17 protein-coding genes are annotated in these 22,473 nt (G+C 31.6%); 13 read left to right on the plus strand and 4 right to left on the minus strand.

Annotated elements, in window-relative coordinates; genetic code table 11:
• Positions 1 to 199: 199 nt before the first annotated feature.
• Positions 200 to 1,942 (minus strand): ATP-dependent metallopeptidase FtsH/Yme1/Tma family protein, encoded by a 1,743-nt coding sequence (locus tag JOC70_RS06745; protein ID WP_204598125.1) that lies wholly within the window; start codon positions 1,940 to 1,942, stop codon positions 200 to 202.
• Positions 1,943 to 2,258: 316 nt separating this feature from the next.
• Between JOC70_RS06745 and JOC70_RS06750 the strand changes: the two genes are divergently transcribed.
• Positions 2,259 to 3,245, plus strand: coding sequence for a YkvA family protein (locus JOC70_RS06750; protein WP_204598126.1), 987 nt, complete (start codon positions 2,259 to 2,261; stop codon positions 3,243 to 3,245).
• Positions 3,246 to 3,335: 90 nt separating this feature from the next.
• Here the strand turns inward: JOC70_RS06750 and JOC70_RS06755 are convergent, their stop codons facing one another.
• Positions 3,336 to 4,349 carry a GGDEF domain-containing protein gene (locus JOC70_RS06755; protein WP_204598127.1) on the minus strand — a complete coding sequence of 338 codons (1,014 nt, stop codon included), beginning with the start codon at positions 4,347 to 4,349 and terminating at the stop codon, positions 3,336 to 3,338.
• Between the two features lie 471 nt (positions 4,350 to 4,820).
• Between JOC70_RS06755 and JOC70_RS06760 the strand changes: the two genes are divergently transcribed.
• The 3 genes from JOC70_RS06760 to JOC70_RS06770 all read left to right on the plus strand — a co-directional run bounded on the left by JOC70_RS06760 (position 4,821) and on the right by JOC70_RS06770 (position 8,698).
• A complete protein-coding gene (locus JOC70_RS06760) occupies positions 4,821 to 6,200 on the plus strand; it encodes a cell wall-binding repeat-containing protein (RefSeq protein ID WP_204598128.1) in 1,380 nt (459 codons plus the stop codon).
• A 204-nt stretch (positions 6,201 to 6,404) separates the two neighbouring features.
• The gene (locus JOC70_RS06765) at positions 6,405 to 7,196 is read left to right on the plus strand and encodes a hypothetical protein (protein ID WP_204598129.1); all 792 of its coding nucleotides are present in this window, start codon (positions 6,405 to 6,407) and stop codon (positions 7,194 to 7,196) included.
• Positions 7,197 to 7,309: 113 nt separating this feature from the next.
• Positions 7,310 to 8,698: a cell wall-binding repeat-containing protein gene (locus tag JOC70_RS06770; protein WP_204598130.1), complete on the plus strand. Its 1,389-nt coding sequence runs from the start codon at positions 7,310 to 7,312 to the stop codon at positions 8,696 to 8,698.
• Positions 8,699 to 9,193: 495 nt separating this feature from the next.
• Here JOC70_RS06770 and JOC70_RS06775 read toward each other — a convergent pair whose 3' ends face one another.
• Both JOC70_RS06775 and JOC70_RS06780 read right to left on the minus strand, forming a co-directional pair.
• A complete protein-coding gene (locus JOC70_RS06775) occupies positions 9,194 to 9,544 on the minus strand; it encodes an SH3 domain-containing protein (protein ID WP_204598131.1) in 351 nt (116 codons plus the stop codon).
• A 502-nt stretch (positions 9,545 to 10,046) separates the two neighbouring features.
• Complete coding sequence (locus JOC70_RS06780; RefSeq protein WP_204598132.1) at positions 10,047 to 11,762, minus strand: methyl-accepting chemotaxis protein; 1,716 nt, start codon at positions 11,760 to 11,762, stop codon at positions 10,047 to 10,049.
• A gap of 247 nt (positions 11,763 to 12,009) precedes the next feature.
• Here JOC70_RS06780 and JOC70_RS06785 point away from each other — a divergent pair, with 247 nt between their 5' ends.
• The 9 genes from JOC70_RS06785 (at position 12,010) to JOC70_RS06825 (ending at position 22,464) form a co-directional block, all read left to right on the plus strand.
• Positions 12,010 to 13,068 carry an AI-2E family transporter gene (locus JOC70_RS06785; protein WP_204598133.1) on the plus strand — a complete coding sequence of 353 codons (1,059 nt, stop codon included), beginning with the start codon at positions 12,010 to 12,012 and terminating at the stop codon, positions 13,066 to 13,068.
• A gap of 385 nt (positions 13,069 to 13,453) precedes the next feature.
• Positions 13,454 to 14,386 (plus strand): ribonuclease H1 domain-containing protein, encoded by a 933-nt coding sequence (locus JOC70_RS06790; protein ID WP_204598134.1) that lies wholly within the window; start codon positions 13,454 to 13,456, stop codon positions 14,384 to 14,386.
• 71 nt (positions 14,387 to 14,457) lie between these two features.
• Positions 14,458 to 15,264, plus strand: coding sequence for a hypothetical protein (locus tag JOC70_RS06795; RefSeq protein WP_204598135.1), 807 nt, complete (start codon positions 14,458 to 14,460; stop codon positions 15,262 to 15,264).
• Between the two features lie 626 nt (positions 15,265 to 15,890).
• Positions 15,891 to 17,204: an aspartate kinase gene (locus JOC70_RS06800; RefSeq protein ID WP_204598136.1), complete on the plus strand. Its 1,314-nt coding sequence runs from the start codon at positions 15,891 to 15,893 to the stop codon at positions 17,202 to 17,204.
• Positions 17,205 to 17,822: 618 nt separating this feature from the next.
• On the plus strand, positions 17,823 to 18,314 hold the full coding sequence (locus JOC70_RS06805) for a metallophosphoesterase family protein (protein WP_204598137.1): 492 nt from the start codon (positions 17,823 to 17,825) through the stop codon (positions 18,312 to 18,314).
• Positions 18,315 to 18,613: 299 nt separating this feature from the next.
• Positions 18,614 to 19,537, plus strand: a complete 924-nt coding sequence (gene rbsK, locus JOC70_RS06810; protein ID WP_204598138.1) for a ribokinase — start codon at positions 18,614 to 18,616, stop codon at positions 19,535 to 19,537.
• 27 nt (positions 19,538 to 19,564) lie between these two features.
• Complete coding sequence (rbsD, locus tag JOC70_RS06815; RefSeq protein ID WP_204598139.1) at positions 19,565 to 19,960, plus strand: D-ribose pyranase; 396 nt, start codon at positions 19,565 to 19,567, stop codon at positions 19,958 to 19,960.
• A gap of 14 nt (positions 19,961 to 19,974) precedes the next feature.
• Complete coding sequence (locus JOC70_RS06820; RefSeq protein ID WP_204598140.1) at positions 19,975 to 21,480, plus strand: sugar ABC transporter ATP-binding protein; 1,506 nt, start codon at positions 19,975 to 19,977, stop codon at positions 21,478 to 21,480.
• Between the two features lie 48 nt (positions 21,481 to 21,528).
• Positions 21,529 to 22,464: an ABC transporter permease gene (locus JOC70_RS06825; RefSeq protein ID WP_204598141.1), complete on the plus strand. Its 936-nt coding sequence runs from the start codon at positions 21,529 to 21,531 to the stop codon at positions 22,462 to 22,464.
• The last annotated feature ends 9 nt before the right edge of the window (positions 22,465 to 22,473 follow it).

The following is a 22,473-nucleotide window of genomic DNA, read 5'->3' on the forward strand; positions in this document are numbered from 1 at the left end:
AAATTTCATAGTAGTGAAGTTTTTCTCTTATAACTTAATGCAATAAAATGATAACATGTGGTTGGTAAAAAGTTAACAGTTAATATATGGTATATGTGGATGGCTTGGTATAAGTTAATTATGAAATAAATATAAAAAAGGACTTTGCACCACAAAGTCCTTCTTTCTTTAACTTGCCACTTGTCACGTGGGTGGCACTTTAAAATTTGTTCACAATTTCAATTAGTTTTTCATTGTGAATAGTTTCTTTTTCTAGAAGTTCCTGAGTTATAGCTTCTAAAAGATCTCTTTCTTTTAATAAAAGAGCTTTTGTTTCTTCATATAGTGAGTCGATTAATTCCTTACATTCATTAACCAAGTCTGCTTGTTTTGCATTTCCTTCACCTAAGGCTGCTATGCTTAAAAGACCTAAGGATTTTCCCATACCGTATGCACCAAGCATGTGATAAGCAATGTTTGTACATTGTTTTAAATCATGGCTAGCTCCTGTTGTGATGTTGTCTTCACCAAATATTATTTCTTCAGCAGCACGTCCACCAAGAAGCATCATTATTCTTCTCTTTAAATAGGTTTTATCTTGATATAGCTTGTCCTCAGGAATTGTCATGGTATATCCACCAGCACCCTTTGTGCTTGGGATTATTGTTATCTTAGATACTTTTTCATTAGGCAGCATCTTAATTCCTACAAGTGCATGTCCTGTTTCGTGATAAGCTGTAACTTTTCTGTCCTTTTCAGTTATATAATCTCTATCTTGTTTTTCATGACCTGCTATAACTATTGAAAATGCTTTGTCCATGTGGATGTTTTCAATTGCTTTTGCTTCATCCTTACAAGCAAGTATCGCAGCTTCATTTACAAGACTTTCAAGTTTAGCTCCAGAAAAGCCGGATGTCTTTTGTGACCATTCGTGTACAGTGATATTTCCAACTGGTTTATTTTTCAAATGAAGATTTAATATCTTTTCACGAGCAGATATATCTGGCAGCATAATTTCTATGTGTCTGTCAAATCTACCTGGTCTTAAAAGTGCTTCATCTAGTATGTCCAGCCTATTTGTGGCTGCCATAATGATTATACCTTCTTTTTCATTAAAGCCTGACATTTCAGTAAGAAGTGCATTTAATGTTTGATCTTTTTCATCAGAGCCGCCAGCTTTTCCACCATCTCTTTTCTTACCTATTGCATCTATTTCATCTATAAATATTACGGCTTTACCATTTTGCCTTGCTTTCTTAAATAATTGTCTTACTCTACTTGCACCAACACCTACATAAACTTGAACGAAGTCAGAACCTGACATTGCATAAAAAGGAACTCCAGCTTCTCCAGCAACAGCCTTTGCAAGCAAGGTTTTACCTGTACCTGGGTCCCCGTAAAGTATAACTCCCTTAGGCATTCTAGCACCATAAGCTGCATACTTTTCAGGATTTTTTAAGAAATCCACTACATCTTTAACACTTTCCTTTGCTTCTTCATTTCCGGCAACATTTTCAAAGGTGAAAGGTGTATCTTCAAGAGCTGAAGTTTCAAGTTTGTCCACACTAAGTAGTCCTTTATTTGATAAACCAGATTTTTTAGCCATTACAAATACTAAAGAGATAATTGATACTAAAAAAGCTGAGCCAAATATTACAGAACTTCTTTCTGTAGGAGAGTACTCTAAGACTTTAACGCCTTCTTTTAATAGTACTTCCTTAAAAGTGTCTATACGAGGGTTATCTGTTTCATAAGATGTTCCATCGCTTAATACAACCTTAAGCTGAGGAGCAGGGGATAAATAAACTTTGCTTATTTTATGAGAGTTTAAATCCTTCAAGAAATTTACGTAAGATTTATTTTCAGTAGTTTTAAAACCAACTTGAGATGCTATAAGTAGCACTAGAGATAGTGCGGCAGTTACTAACGGTAATAAAAAAGGCTTTTTCTTCATCATATTCATCAAGATACCTCCGATATTTCAATTATAGTTGGGAGCCATCGAACATTTATTATTCTATAATAGCTATTTGATATTGTCTAATAAATCTCATAATTTTTACTAAAGTAATTTATGGAAGCTTTCTTAGTAATTGCAGAAATTTCTATTTAGGGTATAATCTTATATATAGCAATTATTATTTTGGTAATTAATACACAGTAACTAGCCTTAAGGGATAATTACTGGGCACTTGAGAGTGCTAATTAGGAATTTAATATTATAGGTATAAATTAATGTTTTAATAGGAAATTTAAAATAGGTGAGGGAGTTGATTAATATGAAAGTAAGTTCAGTAAAGCTTACTCTTCATGAGGAAGAGATATTAAAGGGGTTAAATGAGTTCATTGATTTAGAAGGGTTAAAATTTAATAATTTAGAGGTAGCAGAACTTATAAATGTCCACGGAAGTTATAAAAAAGGGGTAGAGATCCCATTTACCGCAGTAGTTGGTCTTGGAAATGTAATAGATAATAAGGTTAAAGTAAAAATTTTTGACGTGAAGGTCGCAAAAATCGGGATGCTTGCTGGTATAAAAAATATCATATTAAAGCAGGTAGGGAAGAAGACCGAGGCATATGGTGTTGAGGTTGAAGGTGATGTAATTACAGTAGACCTTGATACTATAATAAAGCTTATACCTAATGTAAATATGAAGGTGAAAAATATATCTCTTGTTCACGGACAGATAGTAGCTGATGTAGAAGATTTAGTTTATTCTAAGGATAAGGAGACCTTAAAGCCTCACGAAGAAAAGATAATTTATGAGATGGATAGGAAAACTACTGAGGATTCCTATACAAAATTTAGAGCAGCTGTAGATGTTAAGACTCCTGACAAATATGAAAATATTAAAGAATATGCAATGCTCATTCCAGATATAGCAGCACTTTTATGGAGACTTTTTAAGGATACAAGAGTTGAGTCTAAAACTAAGGCAAAGGTAGCTGCTGTGGCAGGATATCTTGCTATCCCAATTGATATATTACCAGATTTTATACCATTTGTAGGTCAAATAGATGACATTGCAATAGCCTTTTATGGATTAAATACTATATTAAATGAAGTTCCTGAGGAAATAATATTAGAAAACTGGCAGGGAAAGGGAGATATAATTCTTATTGTAAAAAAAGGGGTAAAGACAATTTCAAACTATGTTGGTGCAGATAAGGTAAATAAGCTTGGCTCATATATAAAAAGGGGCATGGAGAAAATGGGGAAAAGGGTTGAAATAACTCATAATAATGTGGAGGAAAACAACGATTAATTAAGGAATATTCCTCGATAAAAGTAAAAAATTGCCGGGGAAATATGGGGGAATTACACTGTAATTTCCCCATAAATTTCCTTAAAATTATTATGAGTAAAATTCATATCCATTTTTTCCGGACTTTTTTACCTTGTACATTGCAAGATCAGCTTTTTTTATTAACTCGTCCATCTCAAATCCGTCTTTGGAGTAAATTGAAATACCTATACTCACACCGATAGTAAATTCATGATTTTTAATATATATTTTTTCATTTATCACTTCGATGACACGTGAAGCAATTATTTTAAGTATTATATCATCAAGTATATAAGGTATTAAAATAACGAATTCATCCCCGCCTATTCTGGCCACAGTATCAATATTTCTTACACTTTTTGTAAGACGTCTACTTATTTCCTTAAGAACTTCATCACCAACATCATGTCCAAAATTATCGTTTACAGGTTTAAATCCATCTAAATCCAAAAATAAAATCCCAAGAATAAAGTTACTGCTGTCATATTTTTTTAGATAATCTTCAAATAAGGATAATAAGTAGCATCTATTTACGAGTCCGGTCAATTTATCCGTATAGGACAGCTTGTATAAATGTTTGGTAAGTGTTTCTTCATCTTCTAATCGAGCATGAAGAAGTTCGAAGGTTCTTAAAATAATGTATACATAATAAAGCATGATGAAAAAACCAATCACATTTAGGAAGATTATTATGTTATTTATAAGTACAGTTATATAGAAGAATTTTATTATGAGGCTTGCAAGGGTTACCACATATAAATAAGTTATAATGGCTATAGAGTTAGCCATAAAGTCTTTTCTTAAATTTTTACGAGTTTGAAAAATACGCCTAATAAATAAAAGGGTAAGCTGCAATATATTTGCAATTGATGCTCTAATAATAATAAGTTCATAGTTTATTTTTTCTGCCCAATTTAGTCCCAGAAAGTTATTAGTCCTTCCAATTAAAAGTAAATGTATTAGTAAACAAATAAATCCTATAGATACTAATGTATTAAAAATCAATGTGATGATAAGACTTTTATTTTGAGTAATACATACTTTTTTAAACAAGAGTTCCTCTTTAATTTTAGTGAACATCATAAACACACCTTTTAAAGTAGTATTTTATATTAAATTAGTTTTATTAATATTATAGTATGTTTATAGTGGAAAATATGACCTTGATATTTTTATAACACTTGAATATTTGGAATATAGTTGCATAACGGAATGAACAAAATTAATAATCATTTAGATGAGGTATATGATAGCAAACGGAGATAATTAAAAATTTTAGTATTTCACAAAGACTTTATTAGTTGTCAATCCCCAATAGCTAATCTCTAAAAGTTATAGTTGATCTCTTAGACACTAGCAATTGGAGATTATGGAGGGGCTTTGTTTTTTGCGCATAATTAGGATGAAGGTTTTAAATTTAAATTGTCCTCTGCAGTAGGCATACATGTGTATATAAATGGAATGATTACCAGTACTATTCCATGGATTTTAACAGTAATTTAATGTAAAATTTACATTGTATTAATTTTTATATAAAGGGTGGAGGAAGAATACATGAATTTTAAAAGAGTTTCAAGGTTAATGATCACAACTATCTTAGCTGTTACAGTTGCACAGGGATTTAATCCTATAAGTGTACAAGCTGAAACAGTAGAGGAAACAAACAATGTAAAAAGAGTTCAAGGCTTAGACAGATTTAAAACATCAAGAGCCATTGCAGAGGAAATTGGATTTGGTGAATTAGAAAATGTAGTTATTACATCTGGATTTGGCTTTGCAGATGGATTAAGTGCTAGTACCTTTGCTAAAAAGTTAAATGCACCACTACTTCTTGCAGGAGATTTAAAAAGCAGCAGTGAGGCAATAGCGTACATATCAGGTAAATTAAAATCAAACGGAAACGTTTATATCATTGGTGGAGAAGGAGTTATAGGAAAGGACACTGAAAATGCACTTATAAATAAAGGATATAAGATTACAAGAATATTTGGTAAGGGCAGAATAGAAACAAATAATGCTATTATAGATGAATTAGAAGTAACAGAAGGAACTCCAGTATTTATATCAAATGCTCTAGGCTATGCAGATGCATTAAGTGCTTCAGGAGTTGCTGCAATAAAGGATTATCCAATGCTTCTTACAAATGCGGACAAACTTCCGGATTTAATCAAGAATCAGTTAGCTAAAATAAAGCCAGCTAAGGTTTATGTAGTTGGAGGAGAAGCAGTAGTTAAGCCAGCAGTTGTAAATGAAATTAGGACTATGCTTCCTTCAGTAGAAATAGTTAGACTAGGCGGAAGCAGTAGATATGAAACATCAATGAGCATATTTAATGAATTTAATTTAGATACAAAAAATATTGTACTAGCATCAGGTAAAGGATTTGCAGATGCATTATCAGGAAGTCAGCTGGCAGTTAAATTAAATGCTCCAATGGTACTTGCAGATGAGTCTAACTTAGATGACCAATATGCTAAATTTGAAGCAAAGGGAATGGAGAACTACTACTTATTAGGAGGTAAGGGCTCCCTTAGTGATAGTTTAGAATTTGTTATAGATTTTGATATGGAAAAACAATATGTTGAAATATCAGCAATGTTTGATGTCCTTGCACAAGCAATAAAGACTAAAGATGTAAATAAGTATATGTCGGTTATTGATCCAAAATCTGAAATATATCTTCCAATTAAAGAGTTATATACAGAGGTATTTAAAGAATTAAAAGCGAACGGTATAAATATTACTGTAACTTATAAGGATATGAAAATAACTGAAATAAACTATAAAGAGGCAGTAGTTGAAATAGTAGAAAGTGACTTGCTAGAAATTCCAGCTGAAAGATATAAAGAAACCATAGAAGAAAAGGGAATTTACTATTTAAAGAGAATAAATGGGAAATGGATGTTTTATGAAAGTGAAATAATAGAAGAATAAAGGGAATTTTAAGAAGTGAAGTTTTAACATATAGCAAATAATTTTGGCAGAAGGTTCTTTGTAGAACTTTCTGCCAAAGTTATCTACTGAATAATATTTAAAACGTAAGGATGAGGAAATTACTAGTACATTATTCTGTGCCCAAGTTGTTGCAGCTGGAAACATGGGTTCATTTATATATAACATATTGAGGTGGTAATAAAAATGAGTATGAGTGTTAAAAAAATAAAAAGATTAAATGTGGTCATTGCATTATTATATATTTGGATTGGAATTACTGGAATGATAGAGGGAGCAGATCCATCAAGCAGATTTTACTATGTTGATAATATAGTTCTTAGAATTATAGGGGCGGCACTTACAGTTACAAGTGTTGGACTATTGCTAAAGAAAGAACTTGCGCGTAAATCCTTTATAGGGTTAATGGCAGCTTGTGTTTTGGAAATGATAATTACCTTCGATATAAGCATTGAAGAAAAGGCCGTAGTTATTATAACAGCAGTGTTTGCAGTAATAATTTATATTTTACCAATGATATTTTATATGCTTCCCAAGGTAAAACGATGCTTTCAGCTTGGTGAGTGGAGCCAGTATGAAAGTACCTTCGCAAATTATGATGAAAAGCAAGATTACAAGCATTCAGGTTTAGGAATTGCTTCATTTGTAATAGCTTTAGTTAGCATAGTTATATTTATAGTAGGTGTGATAATAACTTATAACAGTGTTATAGCGGGTATATCATCAGAGGAAGTAATGCAAGCATCTCCTATAGTAGTCTTAATTGGAATACTTTTTATTGGTTGTATGATTTCAAGTGTGGTGGGATTAGTTCTTGGAATTATAGGAGTGTTTGCAAGAGAAAAGAAAAGGGTACTTGCTGTTTGGGGAATTATATTAAACTTAATAATTACAGCTATATTTACATTATCAACTGTAAGTAATATTTTTAATGAAAATATTTTAGATGGCAATTACTATATGCTCTTTATTAGATGATAAGTATATTCATTCATTAATATCCATTACTATCCAATAGATTTTCTTTAGGATTTAATATAAAATGGAAATATAAATGGAATTATTTATGAAGATTATACGGAGGAAAACAAATGAATTTTAAGAGAGTATCAAAATTAATGTTATCAACATTTCTAGCTTTTACTATTGCTCAAGGATTTAACCATACAAATGTACAAGCTGAAACACAGTTAATTAAAACTGCTAAAAGGGTTCAAGGATTAGACAGATTTAAAACATCAAGAGCTATAGCAGAGGAAATAGGATTTGGTGAACTAGAAAATGTGGTAATTACATCTGGATTTGGATTTGCAGATGGATTAAGTGCAAGTACCTTTGCTAAAAAGTTAAATGCTCCACTGCTTCTTGCAGGAGATTTAAAGAGCAGCAGCGAGGCAATTGCATACATATCAAATAAATTAAAGGATCAAGGAAATGTTTATATTATTGGTGGAGAAGGCGTTGTAAGTAAAGAAACAGAAAATGCACTTACAAGTAAAGGGTATAAGGTTACAAGAATTTTTGGTAAGGGAAGAATAGAAACCAATAATGCTATTATAAATGAATTAGAAGTTCAAGAAGGAACTCCAGTGTTTATATCAAATGCGTTAGGGTATGCAGATGCACTAAGTGCTTCTGGGGTTGCAGCAATAAAGGATTATCCAATGCTTCTTACAAATGCAGACAAGCTTCCGGACTTAATTAAGGGCCAGTTAACTAAAATAAAGCCATCTAAGGTTTATGTGGTTGGTGGAGAAGGTGTAGTTAAGCCAGCAGTTGTAAATGAAATTAATGCTATGCTTCCTTCAGTAGAAATAGTTAGACTAGGTGGAAGCACTAGATATGAAACTTCAATGAGCATATTTAATGAGTTTGATTTAGATACAAAAAATATTGTACTAGCATCAGGTAAGGGATTTGCAGATGCATTATCAGGAAGCCAATTAGCTGTTAAGTTAAATGCTCCAATGGTGCTTGCAGATGAATCTAATTTATATAAACAGCAATCAAAATTTGATGAAAAGGCACTTGAAAATTATTATTTATTAGGTGGAGCAGGTTCACTTAGTGATAATGTACAACAATTTGTAGTAATGGACTTAGATAAAGAGTTTGCAGATATGAAGGAGGTTCTTAATAATATTGCTGAAGCAGTAAACTTTAAGGATATTGAAATGTATATGGCTGAGATAGATCCAAGTACTCCTGGATATAAAGACACTAGAGATATATATACAAAAGTTTTTGCAGCTTTAGCTGAGGAACAAGTAAATATTGAAGCAATTTATGAATCTATAGATATGATGTCAATGACTGCTAAAGAAGCGAAAGTTAAAGTGATAGAAAATGATAAAATAACATACAAAGATCCAGAAACAGGAGAAGATGTTGCGGAAGAAGAAGTATATACTATGACATTAACTTTTAAGAAAGTAAATGGACAATGGAAAATTTACTCGTCCGAAATTATAGAAGAATAGAAATGGCACGATATTTTTAATGCTGGGTGGCGTATAGAATTTTCAGCTAGGAAGGCGTTCATTTCCCTAAAAAGGGCTAATATTTATAAATTTAAAATACCTAAGCCTCCTAAACTCGCCATAGGCTCAAACAGTAGGAGGCTCTTAACGGTATTTTGAGTTTATAAATAAAGCCCTTTTAGAGCTCATTCAATGCCTTCTACGATGAAAAATCTATACTCTTCACCATTAAAAATATCTTCAAGAAAACTGCTGAAGGAAGAAATTCAGTGAACTGAATTTCTAAAATATTTTAGAGCCTTAACACACAAAAGTCTTTTAGGGCGGCAGCCCAGGAGGTTACAAGAACTTATAGAAAATAGATGAAAAAATTTAATTTATAAATTAAGGCTCTGTTAAAGAACAGTGTTGATAGTATGCTATATTTAAGGGAACTTAAAAAGTTCCCTTAATCCACGTTTTAACATAATTGTAAACTATCAATTATTAAACATCTTATAATGCTATCAGTTTTTCTGTAGGTAGCCATCCATCTTCTAAATCAGTCAATCTACTACACCATAACCAACCATTGAGTTCTAATTCTCCATCAACTATATCACCTTTACTTACGTCCAACTCTTTAGCCGAATAATCATTTAATACAATTCCATATTCATTTTGAGTTTGAATAATCTGTGCAGGAGTCCATCCTTCACTATTACTATGTAAACTGTAACAGTATATCCAATTATTCCAACCATCATCCTCACCAGATTTTCTACCTAATTTTACAGTTTCACCTTTCTCTGCTTTTATAGGATTAATATTATTAGGTTTATGTTCTTCAATAACCTTATACTTCATTTAGTTTGTACCTCCATTTATAAATTCATTGTGTAAATAACCTCTATTATACAATTAATAATATCCTACTTTTGTAACTTCCTTACATAAACTACATATAGATTGCTTCTCTAACCCTAAAATCCTTGTATTATTAATGTTTCCCGACCTATCGGTATGCGGGCTTATCAGCCCTTTGATAAGTACCAATTTAAAGAAATTTCGTTAAAACGAAATTCCCTCCTTCAGTAGTGTGGATGAAGACATTTTTAATGTTAAATTTAGTATGGGTTCTGCATTGTAGAAAGCATTGAACAAGCAATTAGAAGCTCTTTATCTCTCGATTTAAAACACCGTAAAGAACTTTCTACTGTCTGAGCGGCAGCGAGTTTAGAAAGTTTAGGTGATTGAAATTGAGAGATATTAGAGCTTCTTTGCGCAGTGAATGCTTTCTTAAATGAAGAACCCATACGATAGATTCAACATTAAAAATGTCGTAATATCCTTATTATGAAGCATTTACTTATTCTTTAGTTTTAAACTTGTTAATTTCATCTAGTACCTTACTTGTCATTTCAGTTAAGTTTTGTGCTGTTGTTGCTACATCTAGAGAGGAACCATTCATTTCTTCAGTTGAAGCTGAAATTTCTTCAGAAGATGCAGATATTTCTTGAGCAACGGAAGAAGAAGCTTCAACCTTTTCTAGTATAACATCTTTGTCTTTATTGATTTCTTCAACAGAATCAGTGATATGTTGAATTTTAGGAGCTAACCTGTCTATACCATGTAATATATCTTGGAATGAATCAATGGTGTTTTTTATAACATTAACTTGATTTTTTAATTCGTCGTCCATGGTATCAGTAGTGCTTAAAATTGTATTGGAGCTATTTGATATATTGCTTACTAATGAATTTATATTATCTGATGAAACCTTTGTTTGTTCTGCAAGTTTTCTTATCTCATCTGCAACTACAGCAAATCCACGACCAGCTTCTCCAGCACGAGCTGCTTCAATAGAGGCATTTAGCGCTAATAAATTTGTCTGGTCTGCGATGCCATTTATAATGCTTGTTATTTCATTTATTTTATGTATATCTTGTCCAAGTGTTGATATTTTTAAAGCAAAGTCGTTAAAAGAAGATCCTACATTTCTTACTGAATCAGATAAAAAATTCATATTATTATTACTATCGCTTGCCATAGCATTAAAGTTTTTGGAGGCTACATCAACATCTAATATATCTTGAACAATTTTTTCAAGCTTTTCTCCAAATTGATTTAAAATAGATGTGATAGAGACCAAATCTTGTGCTTGAGAGCCTGTACCTTCAGCTACGTCTTGTATTGCACTTGCTACATTTTCTGATACTGATGTCATTTCTTCAGATATTGCAGCTAAGGAAAGTGATTTTTCATCTATGTTTTTAGAAGTTTCCTTAAAAGACTCAAGTATGGATGAAACATTATCCACAGTTTGCTTAACTGCACCTGTAAGTTCTCCAATTTCAGATTCGTTTACAGGAAGATTGACATCTACAGAAAAGTCTCCTTTAGACACTTCAATTAAAATATCTCTTAATTTTTTAATAGGGTTTATAAGTTTAGTTGTATAAACGTACACGTTTACTAAAGTAGATGCAATTAGAGCAAAGGTTAAAATCATTAAAAGTATTATATATCTAGCTAGCACTGCTTCAGCTATTTTTAGCTCTTTGGCTGACTTGTCATCTATGCTATTTTCGAATCTTATTAGCGCATCTGTTAAAGCATTTGACTGAGTATCATAATTAGAATCAAACATTAATTGGCGTGCTTTATTAAAGTCCTTTTGTGCAACTGCCTTAACTGCTTCTTGCTCTATTTGTCTTAATGCATCAGATGATGTCTTAGCTTTTTCAAGTAAACTTAGCTGTTCCTCAGGTATATCAAGTTTTATTAAATTTTCTTTTGCATTTTCCATAGATTTAGTTTGGTTTAATTCTCTCATGTAGTTATCGTAATGTTCCTTTTCGCCAAATTGAACATAACTTCTTGCTTCTGATGATAAATAATCAGTGGCATCTCCAAATTTTAATCCCAAATCTTTAAGATTCGTTCTTTTAGCTTGTATATTTTGTTCCGTTTTAAATGCCATTTTAATAAGTACGCCGCCGCTAATTAATAAAATTGCAAGGACGATTGCAATGGTACTTAAAATGCGATTAAGCGTAGATTGTTTCATTGCTTTTTTTCTCATGTTGATAACCCTCTTTTGTAAAAATTTTTTATAATATTGAAGATTATACCATATAGTGCAACAAATAGCTAATGCCAAAAGTAAATTTATTTTTAATATTTAAATACAAATTTATCTTGAAAAGCTAATATAATATTTCAATTAACCACAAGCAATTCAGCGCTTGATACTATAGAAAAGAGATCGGGGCTTGAATTTTAAGGTATAGGGGGAAAGTGAATGGTTAATACTAATTTTGAATTAGAAAATGGGGGCGATTATTATAAAAACTAAAACTCAAATAATTCAAATATTAGTAATAATAAATTTAGGGATACTAGTCTTTATTTTATTGGGAAGATTAAGTATTATTCATAAGCTTATGCTAACTATAGCTAAGGCATTCTTAATTCCTCTGTTTATTTCAGCACTGCTATTTTATATAATAAGACCTCTCAATGATATTTTTATAAAAAAGGGACTTACTCGAGGCAAAGCAAGTTTACTTTCATTAATAATATTTACATTTATTTTAAGTGGATTATTATCTTATTTTAGTAAATATGCATATGGACAATTCGAACAACTTACAAGACAGATGTGGGCAATTTTAAATAATAAAGAACAAATTGATGGATTTATGAGTTGGATAAACAGTTTTATAAATGTAGGTAAAATATATGCATTAATAGCAGCCTCTGCTACAAATTACATTCAGCAAATAGGATATAATTTTATGAGAGTTATAGGATATTTTATGAATGCATTTTCCACAGTATTTCTTATAGTAGTTATAGTCTTTTATATGCTTAAGGATGGAGATAAGTTTAAAGATAAGATTTTAAGGATGATACCTACAAGGCATAAAAAAGTTTCAAATGAAATATTGTCTGAAAGTGATACCATACTTAGCCATTATGTCACAGGTCAAGCAAAGGTAGCATTGTCACTAGCCAGTATGATATTTTTAGGCTATAAAATTATAGGGATGCCAAATGCACTACTTCTTTCAACCATAACGTTTATACTTGCATTTATACCCTTTGTAGGATTTTTTATTTCAATGATAATTCCTGTGGTCATAGCAATAGGAATGGGACTCCCTATGTTTTTAAAGCTTATAGTTTTATTTATCATTGTTCAAACTTTAAAGGGAAGAGTTGTAGTACCATTAGTAATGGCTAAAAGTATGAACATACATCCTTTAACTGATATATTTTTGGTAATAGGGGCAATAGCCATAGGAGGACCATTTACTGCTTTTGCAATAGTACCAATATATGCTATTATAAAGAATATAGTGATGATATTTTTTAATGCTAGATAGGTAGTGTGGTCTTTGCATCTAGGAAAGCAGTTCATTTCGCTAAGGGCGGCTAATCTTCTAAAATTCAAAATTTCTAAACCTTCTAAACTCGCTAACGCTCAAACAATAGAAGGCTCCTAACGGAATTTTAAATTTTAAAAGAAAGCCGCTCTAAGGCTTATTCAATGCTTTCTACGATGTAAATACCATACTCTATAAGCATTAAAAAATATCTTTATGTAAACTGATATATTTAAGGAGAGAATTTCGCTTTGCGAAAGTTCTTTTTAGATCTATATAATTAAAGAAATTCAACGATACGAATTTCATCAATAAGTAGTTTAAATGATATTTTTAATGTTGATTCTATACTTGGTAATCAACATTATCTTAAAAGGAGGAACATATGGGGAAAAAGGTTTACGCAATTAAAGAAGGGTACGATTTTGAAAGTAATAAAAAGATAGAAGATTTAATAGTAGGCACTTGGGCTGAATGCTTAAAATATGTTAAGGGAGTTAAGGGGGCTAAATATAAAAGCTTTGAATCCATGGCGGAAGCTAAAAGTTTTTTAACTGATACAAAGAAGCTCTTAAAGAAGGGTGAGGATTCATATCCTTTAGATATACCTCATGCATATGTAGATGGAAGTTTTAATATGTCTACGGGTAAATTTGGGTATGGACTAGTAGTGGTTTGTGATAATGTGATAGAGTATATAGAAAATGGAGCACCAGAGGATGATTCTAAAAAGGCTTTAAGGCAAATTGCAGGAGAGCTCAAGGCTTCAGTTAGAGCAGCAGAATATGCAGTAGAAAAAGGATATAAAGAAATTGTAATTCTTCATGATTATGAAGGGATTTCTCATCATGCAACAGGATACTGGGAAAGAAGAGATAAGTCATCTGAGGAGTATTACAATACAATGAATAGGCTTATGACAAATCATAATCTTAAGGTGATTTTTGTAAAGGTAGATAGCCATACCGGTGATCTTTATAATGAAATTGCTGACGAGGAAGCTAAAGCAGCCATAAATATGGAGCTCCCTAAGATTACATTGAAATGGCTTAAGGAACATAAAATTAAGGTAATAAATGAAGAGATTAAAGAAGAACTTTTAAATATAACATCTCAAAGTGTAGAAGAAAACATAATAGTATTAAATAATAACATTGAAGATATTAACCCAGTTAATAATGATGAAAATATAGAGATTGTAATATCAAAACTTATTAATGCATATAAAGAGAAGGATATTAACTTACATAAATATATTAAAGGATTAAATGATAGCTTGAAAGATGAAGTGATATTGGAAATGATAAAGAAAATTTAAATTCTATTAGCACATTTTTAAAAAAGTCTTCATATTATATAACGTAACATTTTAAAAATAGGGGTGTAAATGTGAAAAGAAATATGAGGAGTAGGTATTATCAAGAAATGTACAGGGATGATAACGAAATAAATAAGAGTAAATATGACTCAGATATGAATAACATGGATGACATTTACAATATTAAGGACATAGGGGATACAGATAACGTAGCTGGAGTAAAAGATGTTTACGACATGGACGACATGAATAATATGACTGGAATGAAAGACATATATGATATGAGCGACATGAATAATATGACTGGAATGGAAGACATATATGATATGAATAATATGAACAATATGACTGGAATGAAGGACATATATGACATGAATGATATGAATAACATGACTGGAATGAAAGATGTTTATGATATGGATGATACGGAAAACTCAATGATGCATCATTGTATGGATTGTCCAATGTCACAAGGATTACAAGGGACACAGACAGGCAGACCAATGTGTCCAATGATGGGTATGCATGATATGCACCACGGAATGTGTCCAATGATGGGTATGCACGATATGCACCATGGAATGTGCCCAATGATGATGTGCTGCATGCCATGTGGAATGCATCCAATGATGGGAATGCACGGTATGCACCATGGTATGTGTCCAATGATGCCAGATGTACAGGGAATGTATGATATGGATGACGATGATGATTATGATAAGTGCCATAAAAAAGTAAAAAGTAAAATGAAAGAAAATAAATGTAAGTGCGGTATGAAGGATATAGATGACATAAAAGATCTTCATGATAAGAAATGTGGTAAACATGACAAATGTAAAAAACATCGTATGTATGGAATTTATTTAGACGAAGACTAGAAAAAATACGGTATTTTTAATGTTAAATCTTTCGTCTGGGTTCTGCATTTAAGAAACCGTTCACTGCGCAAAGAATCTCTAATATCTCTAAATTTCAACCACCTAAACTTTCTAAACTCGCTGTAGCTCAGACAGTAGAAAGTTTTTTACGGTGTTTTAAATTGAGAGATAAAGAGCTTCTAATTGCTTGTTCAATGCTTTCTACAATGCAGAACTCAGACTAAATTTAACATTAAAAATGTCCTTATCTACACTGCTGAAGGAGGGAATTTCGTTTTGACGAAATTCCTTTAAATTTATAAATATTATCCGCTCTCAGCGAAATGAACGCATAAAGATCTTTTAGGGCGGCAGCCCAGGACGGTATAAGAACTTACACTAAATAAGTGAGGAACTTTAATTTAAAAGTTAACGCTTTCTTAAATTCAAATCCTATACGGAAGATTCAACATTAAAAACGTCTCAAATTCCTTTTTAGATTAGAATTAACAATTGAAAACTTTATGGTAAAGTAATATAATCTTATTAATTTAATAACTTGTGAATTTGTTGCGCTAATTTATTAAATTAAGGGGCAAAAATTGATAATTATTTGACAAAAAACTAATGAAATAGGGGGCTTTTTTATGAATGAAATTATTGTAGCAAAATTTGGTGGCAGTTCTTTAGCAGATAGTGAACAATTTAAAAAGGTAAAGTCAATTGTAATGGAGGATTCAAGAAGAAAATACATAGTTCCTTCAGCACCGGGAAAAAGATTTAAGGAAGACTATAAGATAACTGATTTATTATATCTTTGTCATGCCCATGTTGAGCAAAACATTTCCTTTGAGGAAGTATTTAATATAATTGAAGAAAGATATATGGGGCTTGTAGAAGAATTAAATCTAGATTTAGATATAAAAAGTGAACTTAATATAGTAAGAGAAAAGGTTAAAAATGGGGCGAGTAAAGATTATACAGCGAGCAGGGGAGAATATCTAAACGGACTTATACTTGCAGCTTATCTAAACATTCCTTTTGTTGATCCTAAGGAATTGATATGCTTTAATGAAAAAGGAGTACTTGACTTAGAAGTTACTGTTAAAACGGTAAATGAAAAGTTATCAGATATCCCAACAGCGGTAATACCAGGGTTTTATGGTGCCTTAGAAAATGGAGATATAAAGACATTTTCAAGGGGCGGTTCAGATATAACAGGATCTATAATATCAAGAGGAGTTAATGCAGCTCTATATGAAAACTGGACAGATGTTTCAGGATTTTTAATGGCAGATCCAAGAATAGTAGATAATCCAAGAAATATAGAAAAAATAACTTATAAGGAATTAAGAGAGCTTTCTTATATGGGAGCTACAGTGCTTCATGAAGAAGCTGTATTTCCAGTAAGAGAAGCTGGAATACCTATAAATATCAAGAATACAAATAGTCCTGAAGATAATGGAACTCTTATAGTTAGTGATGATAACTTTGAAAATACATACAATACTATTACAGGGGTAGCAGGTAAAAAGGACTTTACTGTAATAACAATTGAAAAGACAATGATGAATGCTGAAAAAGGATATTGCAGAAGGGTACTTTCTATCCTTGAAGATCATAATATGGCATTTGAACATATGCCTTCAGGAATAGATAACGTATCTGTAATAGTTTCTAATTCAGAGTTAAATGGAAAGCTTGAGGAAATACTAGAAGAAATAAGATTTAAATGTAAGCCTGATTTTATAGAAGTTCATGGAGATATGGCTTTAATTGCTGTAGTAGGTAAGGTTATGAAAAGAAATGCAGGAATTTCAGCAAAGTTATTTAATGCATTATATGAAAGCGATGTAAATGTTAGAATGATTACTCAGGGCTCCAGTGAAATAAATATAATTATAGGGGTTGAAAATGGAGACTTTGAAAAAGCACTAAAAGTTATATATGAAGCGTTTTAATGTTGAAACACAAGTATGAAATTTGCATTTAGGTAAGCGTTCGCTTCGCAAAAAAGGACTAATATTTCTTCATTTTAAAACACCTAAGCCTTCTAAACTCACTTCGTTCAGACAATAGAAGGCTTTATACGGTGTTTTAAAATCAGAAATAAAGTCCTTTTAATGCTTGCTCAATGCTTACTACAATGCAAATTCCATACTTGTAAAATCAACATTAAAATCATAGTTAGCGTGTGCTTAATGGCTTTCTACAATGCAAATCCCATGCCTTTGTATTCAACATTAAGAATTCAGTGTTGAGTGGTAACTGAAAAATACTTTCTACGATGCAAATTCCATACTATAATTCAACATTAAAACATGGTTGGTATGTGTGCGGAAGGAGGAAATTCTGTTTGTACAGAATTTCTTTGATAACTATTAACTATTTAGTATTAAGTATTAATTTTTTTTAGCGTTAGGCTCATACAGGCTAGAGATTAATAGTTAGTGATTAGGGATTGATAAATAGAAAATATAATAAAAAGTAAAAAAATCGATAAAATACTGATAATCAGTGCCTTAATTAAAAAATATTTCATATCATAATATGTAACAAAATTATAGGGCGGTGTTTAAATGAAGATAGGGGTAACAGCAGATACCCATTTGAGTAAGCATCCTGAAAAAATAGAAGAGATTATAAAGAGATACTTTTCTGATGTGGATTTAATTATTCATTTGGGGGACTTTACCTCAATTGAGGTGCTTCATAAAATGCAAAAGTATAAAAAGGTTATTGCAGTTTACGGAAATAATGATAAGGGAAAACTTACAGAGGAACTTAGGCAAAGTGAAATAATAAACATAGAGGGCTATAAAATTGGACTTTATCATGGGCATGGTTCTGGGGAAAATACCATGGATAGAGCATATAATGAATTTGAAAAAGATAAGGTTGATATAGTTATATTTGGACATAGTCATCAGCCTATTATAAAGACTAAGAGAAAAACGCTTCTAATAAATCCAGGCTCTCCAACTAAAAAACTTAAGGAAAGATGGTACTCCTATGTGCTTCTTGAAATTACTAAGAAAAAGATAGAAGCAAAGGTTGTATTATATAATTAAAATGAAAAGCACTAATCTAGAATTGTGATTATGTGCTTTTTTATATTTATCATTTATTAATGTTTAGTTATCCTTTTTTTGGGAACAATAAAGTTTGTTAATATATTGATAAATAGGTTGTTAAATTTAAGGCAAAGTATAGCATAATGTTAAACTGGTTAGTATAAGTAGTATAGCACATTGGTGTAATTCAAAAAAAATATGTCATGTAAAACGTTGACATTGAATATATAATATTATATAATTTAGTAAACCGGTTTAGTAAATCGGTTAAGTATTGTTAGGTGGGTGAATACTTAATGAAAAATAGTATTTGTGTACTAGGAAGTCTTAATATGGATATAGTGCTTAAAGTTCAAAGAATGGTTAGAAGCGGAGAGACGATACTTGCTAAGGGATTTGATAAAATTCCAGGAGGTAAAGGCGCTAATCAGGCAGTAGCAGCAAGAAGACTTGGAGCTAACGTATATATGGTAGGTAAAGTTGGAAACGATGACAATGGCAACAGCCTAGTTGAAGCTCTTAAAAATGATGATGTAAACTTAGAATATTTATATACAGATGAAAAAGAACCTACAGGGATGGCAATAATACCTGTAGATGATGAAGGAAATAACTCAATTATAGTAGTTTCTGGATCAAATATGGCTATAACCAGTGAAGATATTAAAAAATCAGAAAAAGCTATAATAAATTCAAAGGTGCTTATAACTCAATTTGAAACACCAGTTGAAGTAAGTATAGAAGCATTTAAGATGGCAAAGGAAAATGAAGTTATAACTATATTAAATCCAGCGCCAGCAAGAAAAGTCCCAGAAGAACTTTTAAAATATACGGATATAATTGCGCCAAATGAAACAGAAGCATATGAACTTACAGGAATAAAAGTGGATAGTGAAGATACAATAAAGGAAGCTGCTAAAACTTTTTTAGATAAAGGAGTTAAATTTGTATTAATAACTTTAGGGGAAAGAGGAGCAGCGCTTATTTCAAGGGATGAATTTTGTATAGTCCCAGCTCATAAGGTTAAGGCTATAGATACAACTGCAGCTGGAGATAGTTTTATAGGTGGTGTGGCAACAAAACTTTGTGATGAGGAAAGCTTAAACTATACAGTTTTGACAAAAGCAGTAACTTTTGCAAACAAGGTTTCTTCAATAGTAGTACAAAGAAAAGGAGCTCAAACGTCACTACCTACACTTGAAGAAGTAATGAAAGCTTAATTATTATTAGATATGGGAGGAACACCGATGAAAAAGACCCCATTATTAAACAGCGAAATATCAAGAGTTATATCTCAAATGGGTCATACAGATAGTATTGCCATAGGAGATGCAGGTCTTCCGATACCTAACTCAGTTGAAAGAATAGATTTAGCGGTTATAAAGAATTTACCAACATTCATAGATACATTAAAGGCAATTTTAACTGAACTTGAAATAGAGGAAGTTGAAATTGCAAGAGAAATAAAAGAGGCTAGCCCTGAAGTTTATGAGAGTATAGCAAAAGAAATAGGAAACGCAAAAATTACATGGATAAGTCATGAAGAATTAAAGGAAAACTTAAAAAAATGTAAGGCAGTAGTTAGGACAGGAGAGCAGACACCATATGCCAACATAATTTTAAAATCTGGCGTAGTTTTTTAAAGGGGGAAATGATTATGGAGAATAAGACACCTCTATTGGAAATGCAAAATATATCAAAATCGTTTCCAGGGGTAAAAGCCCTTCAAAATGTAAACTTAAAAGCTTATGGTGGAGAAGTAATGGCTCTTTTAGGTGAAAATGGAGCAGGTAAATCCACGCTTATGAAGATTTTAAGTGGTGTATATACAAAAGATGAAGGAAAGGTTTTTATAGAAGGTAAAGAAGCAAACGTAACAGGAATAAAAGATGCTGAGGCTCTAGGTGTATCTATAATACATCAAGAATTAAGCTTGCTTCCGAATCTTACCATATATGAAAATATATTTTTAGGAAATGAAAAATATAACGGTATTTTTAGAAAATTAGACAAGAAATATATGATAGAAAAAAGCAGAGAGCTTTTAAGTAGAATTGGATTTACTACAGATCCAAGTACTATGACATCCGACTTAACTGTAGGGGAAATGCAGATGATAGAGATAATAAAGGCTGTATCCAAGGATTCTAAAATAATAATTATGGATGAGCCAACTACTGCACTTACAGATGTGGAGACAGAAAAGCTATTTGAAGTTATAGAAAAGTTAAGAAGTGAAGGAATAGCAGTAATATATATATCTCATAGAATGGATGAAATATTTGCAATATGTAATAGAGTAACAGTTTTAAGAGATGGACAGTATGTTGGAGAGGCAATGGTAAAGGACGTAGATAAGGACAGCCTTATTGCTATGATGGTAGGAAGAAAACTTGAAGAACAATTTCCTTATAGAGAAGAGAAAAAGGGAAATATAGTTTTAAAGGTTGAAAACTTAAGTTACAAAAATAAAGTAAAAGATGTTTCTTTTGAAGTTAAAGCTGGAGAAATAGTAGGGTTTGCAGGCCTTATGGGATCTGGTAGAACTGAGACCGCAAAAACTATATTTGGAGAATACAGAAAAACTTCAGGCGAAGTATATATAAATGGAGAAAAGGTCAATATAAATTCTCCAAAAGATGCTATAACACATGGGATAGCATATCTTTCTGAGGATAGAAAGAAAGAAGGATTAGTGCTTAATATGACTGTTGGAACAAACATGACATTAAGCAATCTTAAAAAGTATGAAAATACATTTAAGAGAATAGACACTAAAGAAGAGCTTAGGGAAATTAAAGAGTATATAGAAAAACTTTCAGTAAAAACTCCTTCTCATGCTCAAATGATGAAAAATTTAAGCGGTGGTAATCAACAAAAGGCAATAATTGCAAAATGGATCATGCTATCACCTAACTTACTTATAGTAGATGAACCTACAAAGGGTATAGACGTAGGAGCTAAAAAAGAAATTTATGAAGTTTTAAATGAACTTAAAAAAGAAGGAAAAGCAATAATTATGATTTCTTCAGATATGGCAGAAATACTTGGTGTAAGTGATAGAGTTATTGTAATGAACGAAGGAAAAGTTACAGGAGAGCTAAGTCGCAGCGATGCAACCCAGGAAAGCATAATGAAATATGCAGTAGGAATTAGAGAGTAATCAGTTGTTAATAACTAATGATTAGTGAAAATGAAAGGGGAAGAACTGATGAATAAGGATGTAAAGAGCACGCTTTTGAAGTTTAAATCATTACTTGGATTAATAGTTCTTTGTGTGATTATATCAATTGCAACTCCAAGATTTTTAAATATAAACAATATATTAAACGTACTAACTCAGGTTTCTGTTAATGCAATACTTGCAATAGGAATGTCTTTTGTAATACTTACTGGAGGAATTGACCTTTCCGTAGGCTCAACTTTAGCACTTGCAGGAGCAATAGCAGCAACTTTTGCTAAAGGAGCGGGTGGTGGAATAGTGGTTCCACTTTTAATAGCAATTGTCTTAGGCGCTATAATAGGACTTTTTAATGGTGTATTTGTTTCAAAGGGCAAGATGCAGGCGTTTATCGTTACCTTAGCAAGTATGACAATATTTAGAGGAGCAACTTATGTATACACTAATGGTACTCCGATATCAGGGATTTCTGGAAACTTTATAAACATAGGAAATAAGAAAATAGCAGGAATTCCAATGCCAGTTCTTATAATATTTTTAGTTTTCATAATAGCTTGGTACATTTTAACTCAAACAAGATATGGAAGATATGTATATGCACTAGGTGGAAATGAAGATTCAGCAAGGCTTTCAGGTATAAATACTGATAAAGTGAAAACACTAGTATATGTAATAAGTGGAATTACTGCAGCACTTGCAGGAGTTATAGTTACTAGCAGAGTAGGTTCTGCTTCACCAAATGCTGGAGCAGGTTTTGAATTAGATGCAATAGCAGCAGTAGTACTTGGAGGAACAAGCCTTTCAGGTGGAGAAGGTTCTATAACAGGAACTTTAATAGGTGCTATGATAATAGGAGTTTTAAATAATGGATTAAATCTTATGAATGTTTCTCCATATTATCAGTCTATCGTAAAAGGTGCAGTAATATTATTTGCTATATTACTTGATAAGAGAAGTAAAAAATAATTAAAAAAT

The sequence above is a fragment of the Clostridium pascui genome (assembly GCF_016908015.1).
GTDB lineage: Bacteria > Bacillota > Clostridia > Clostridiales > Clostridiaceae > Clostridium_AK > Clostridium_AK pascui.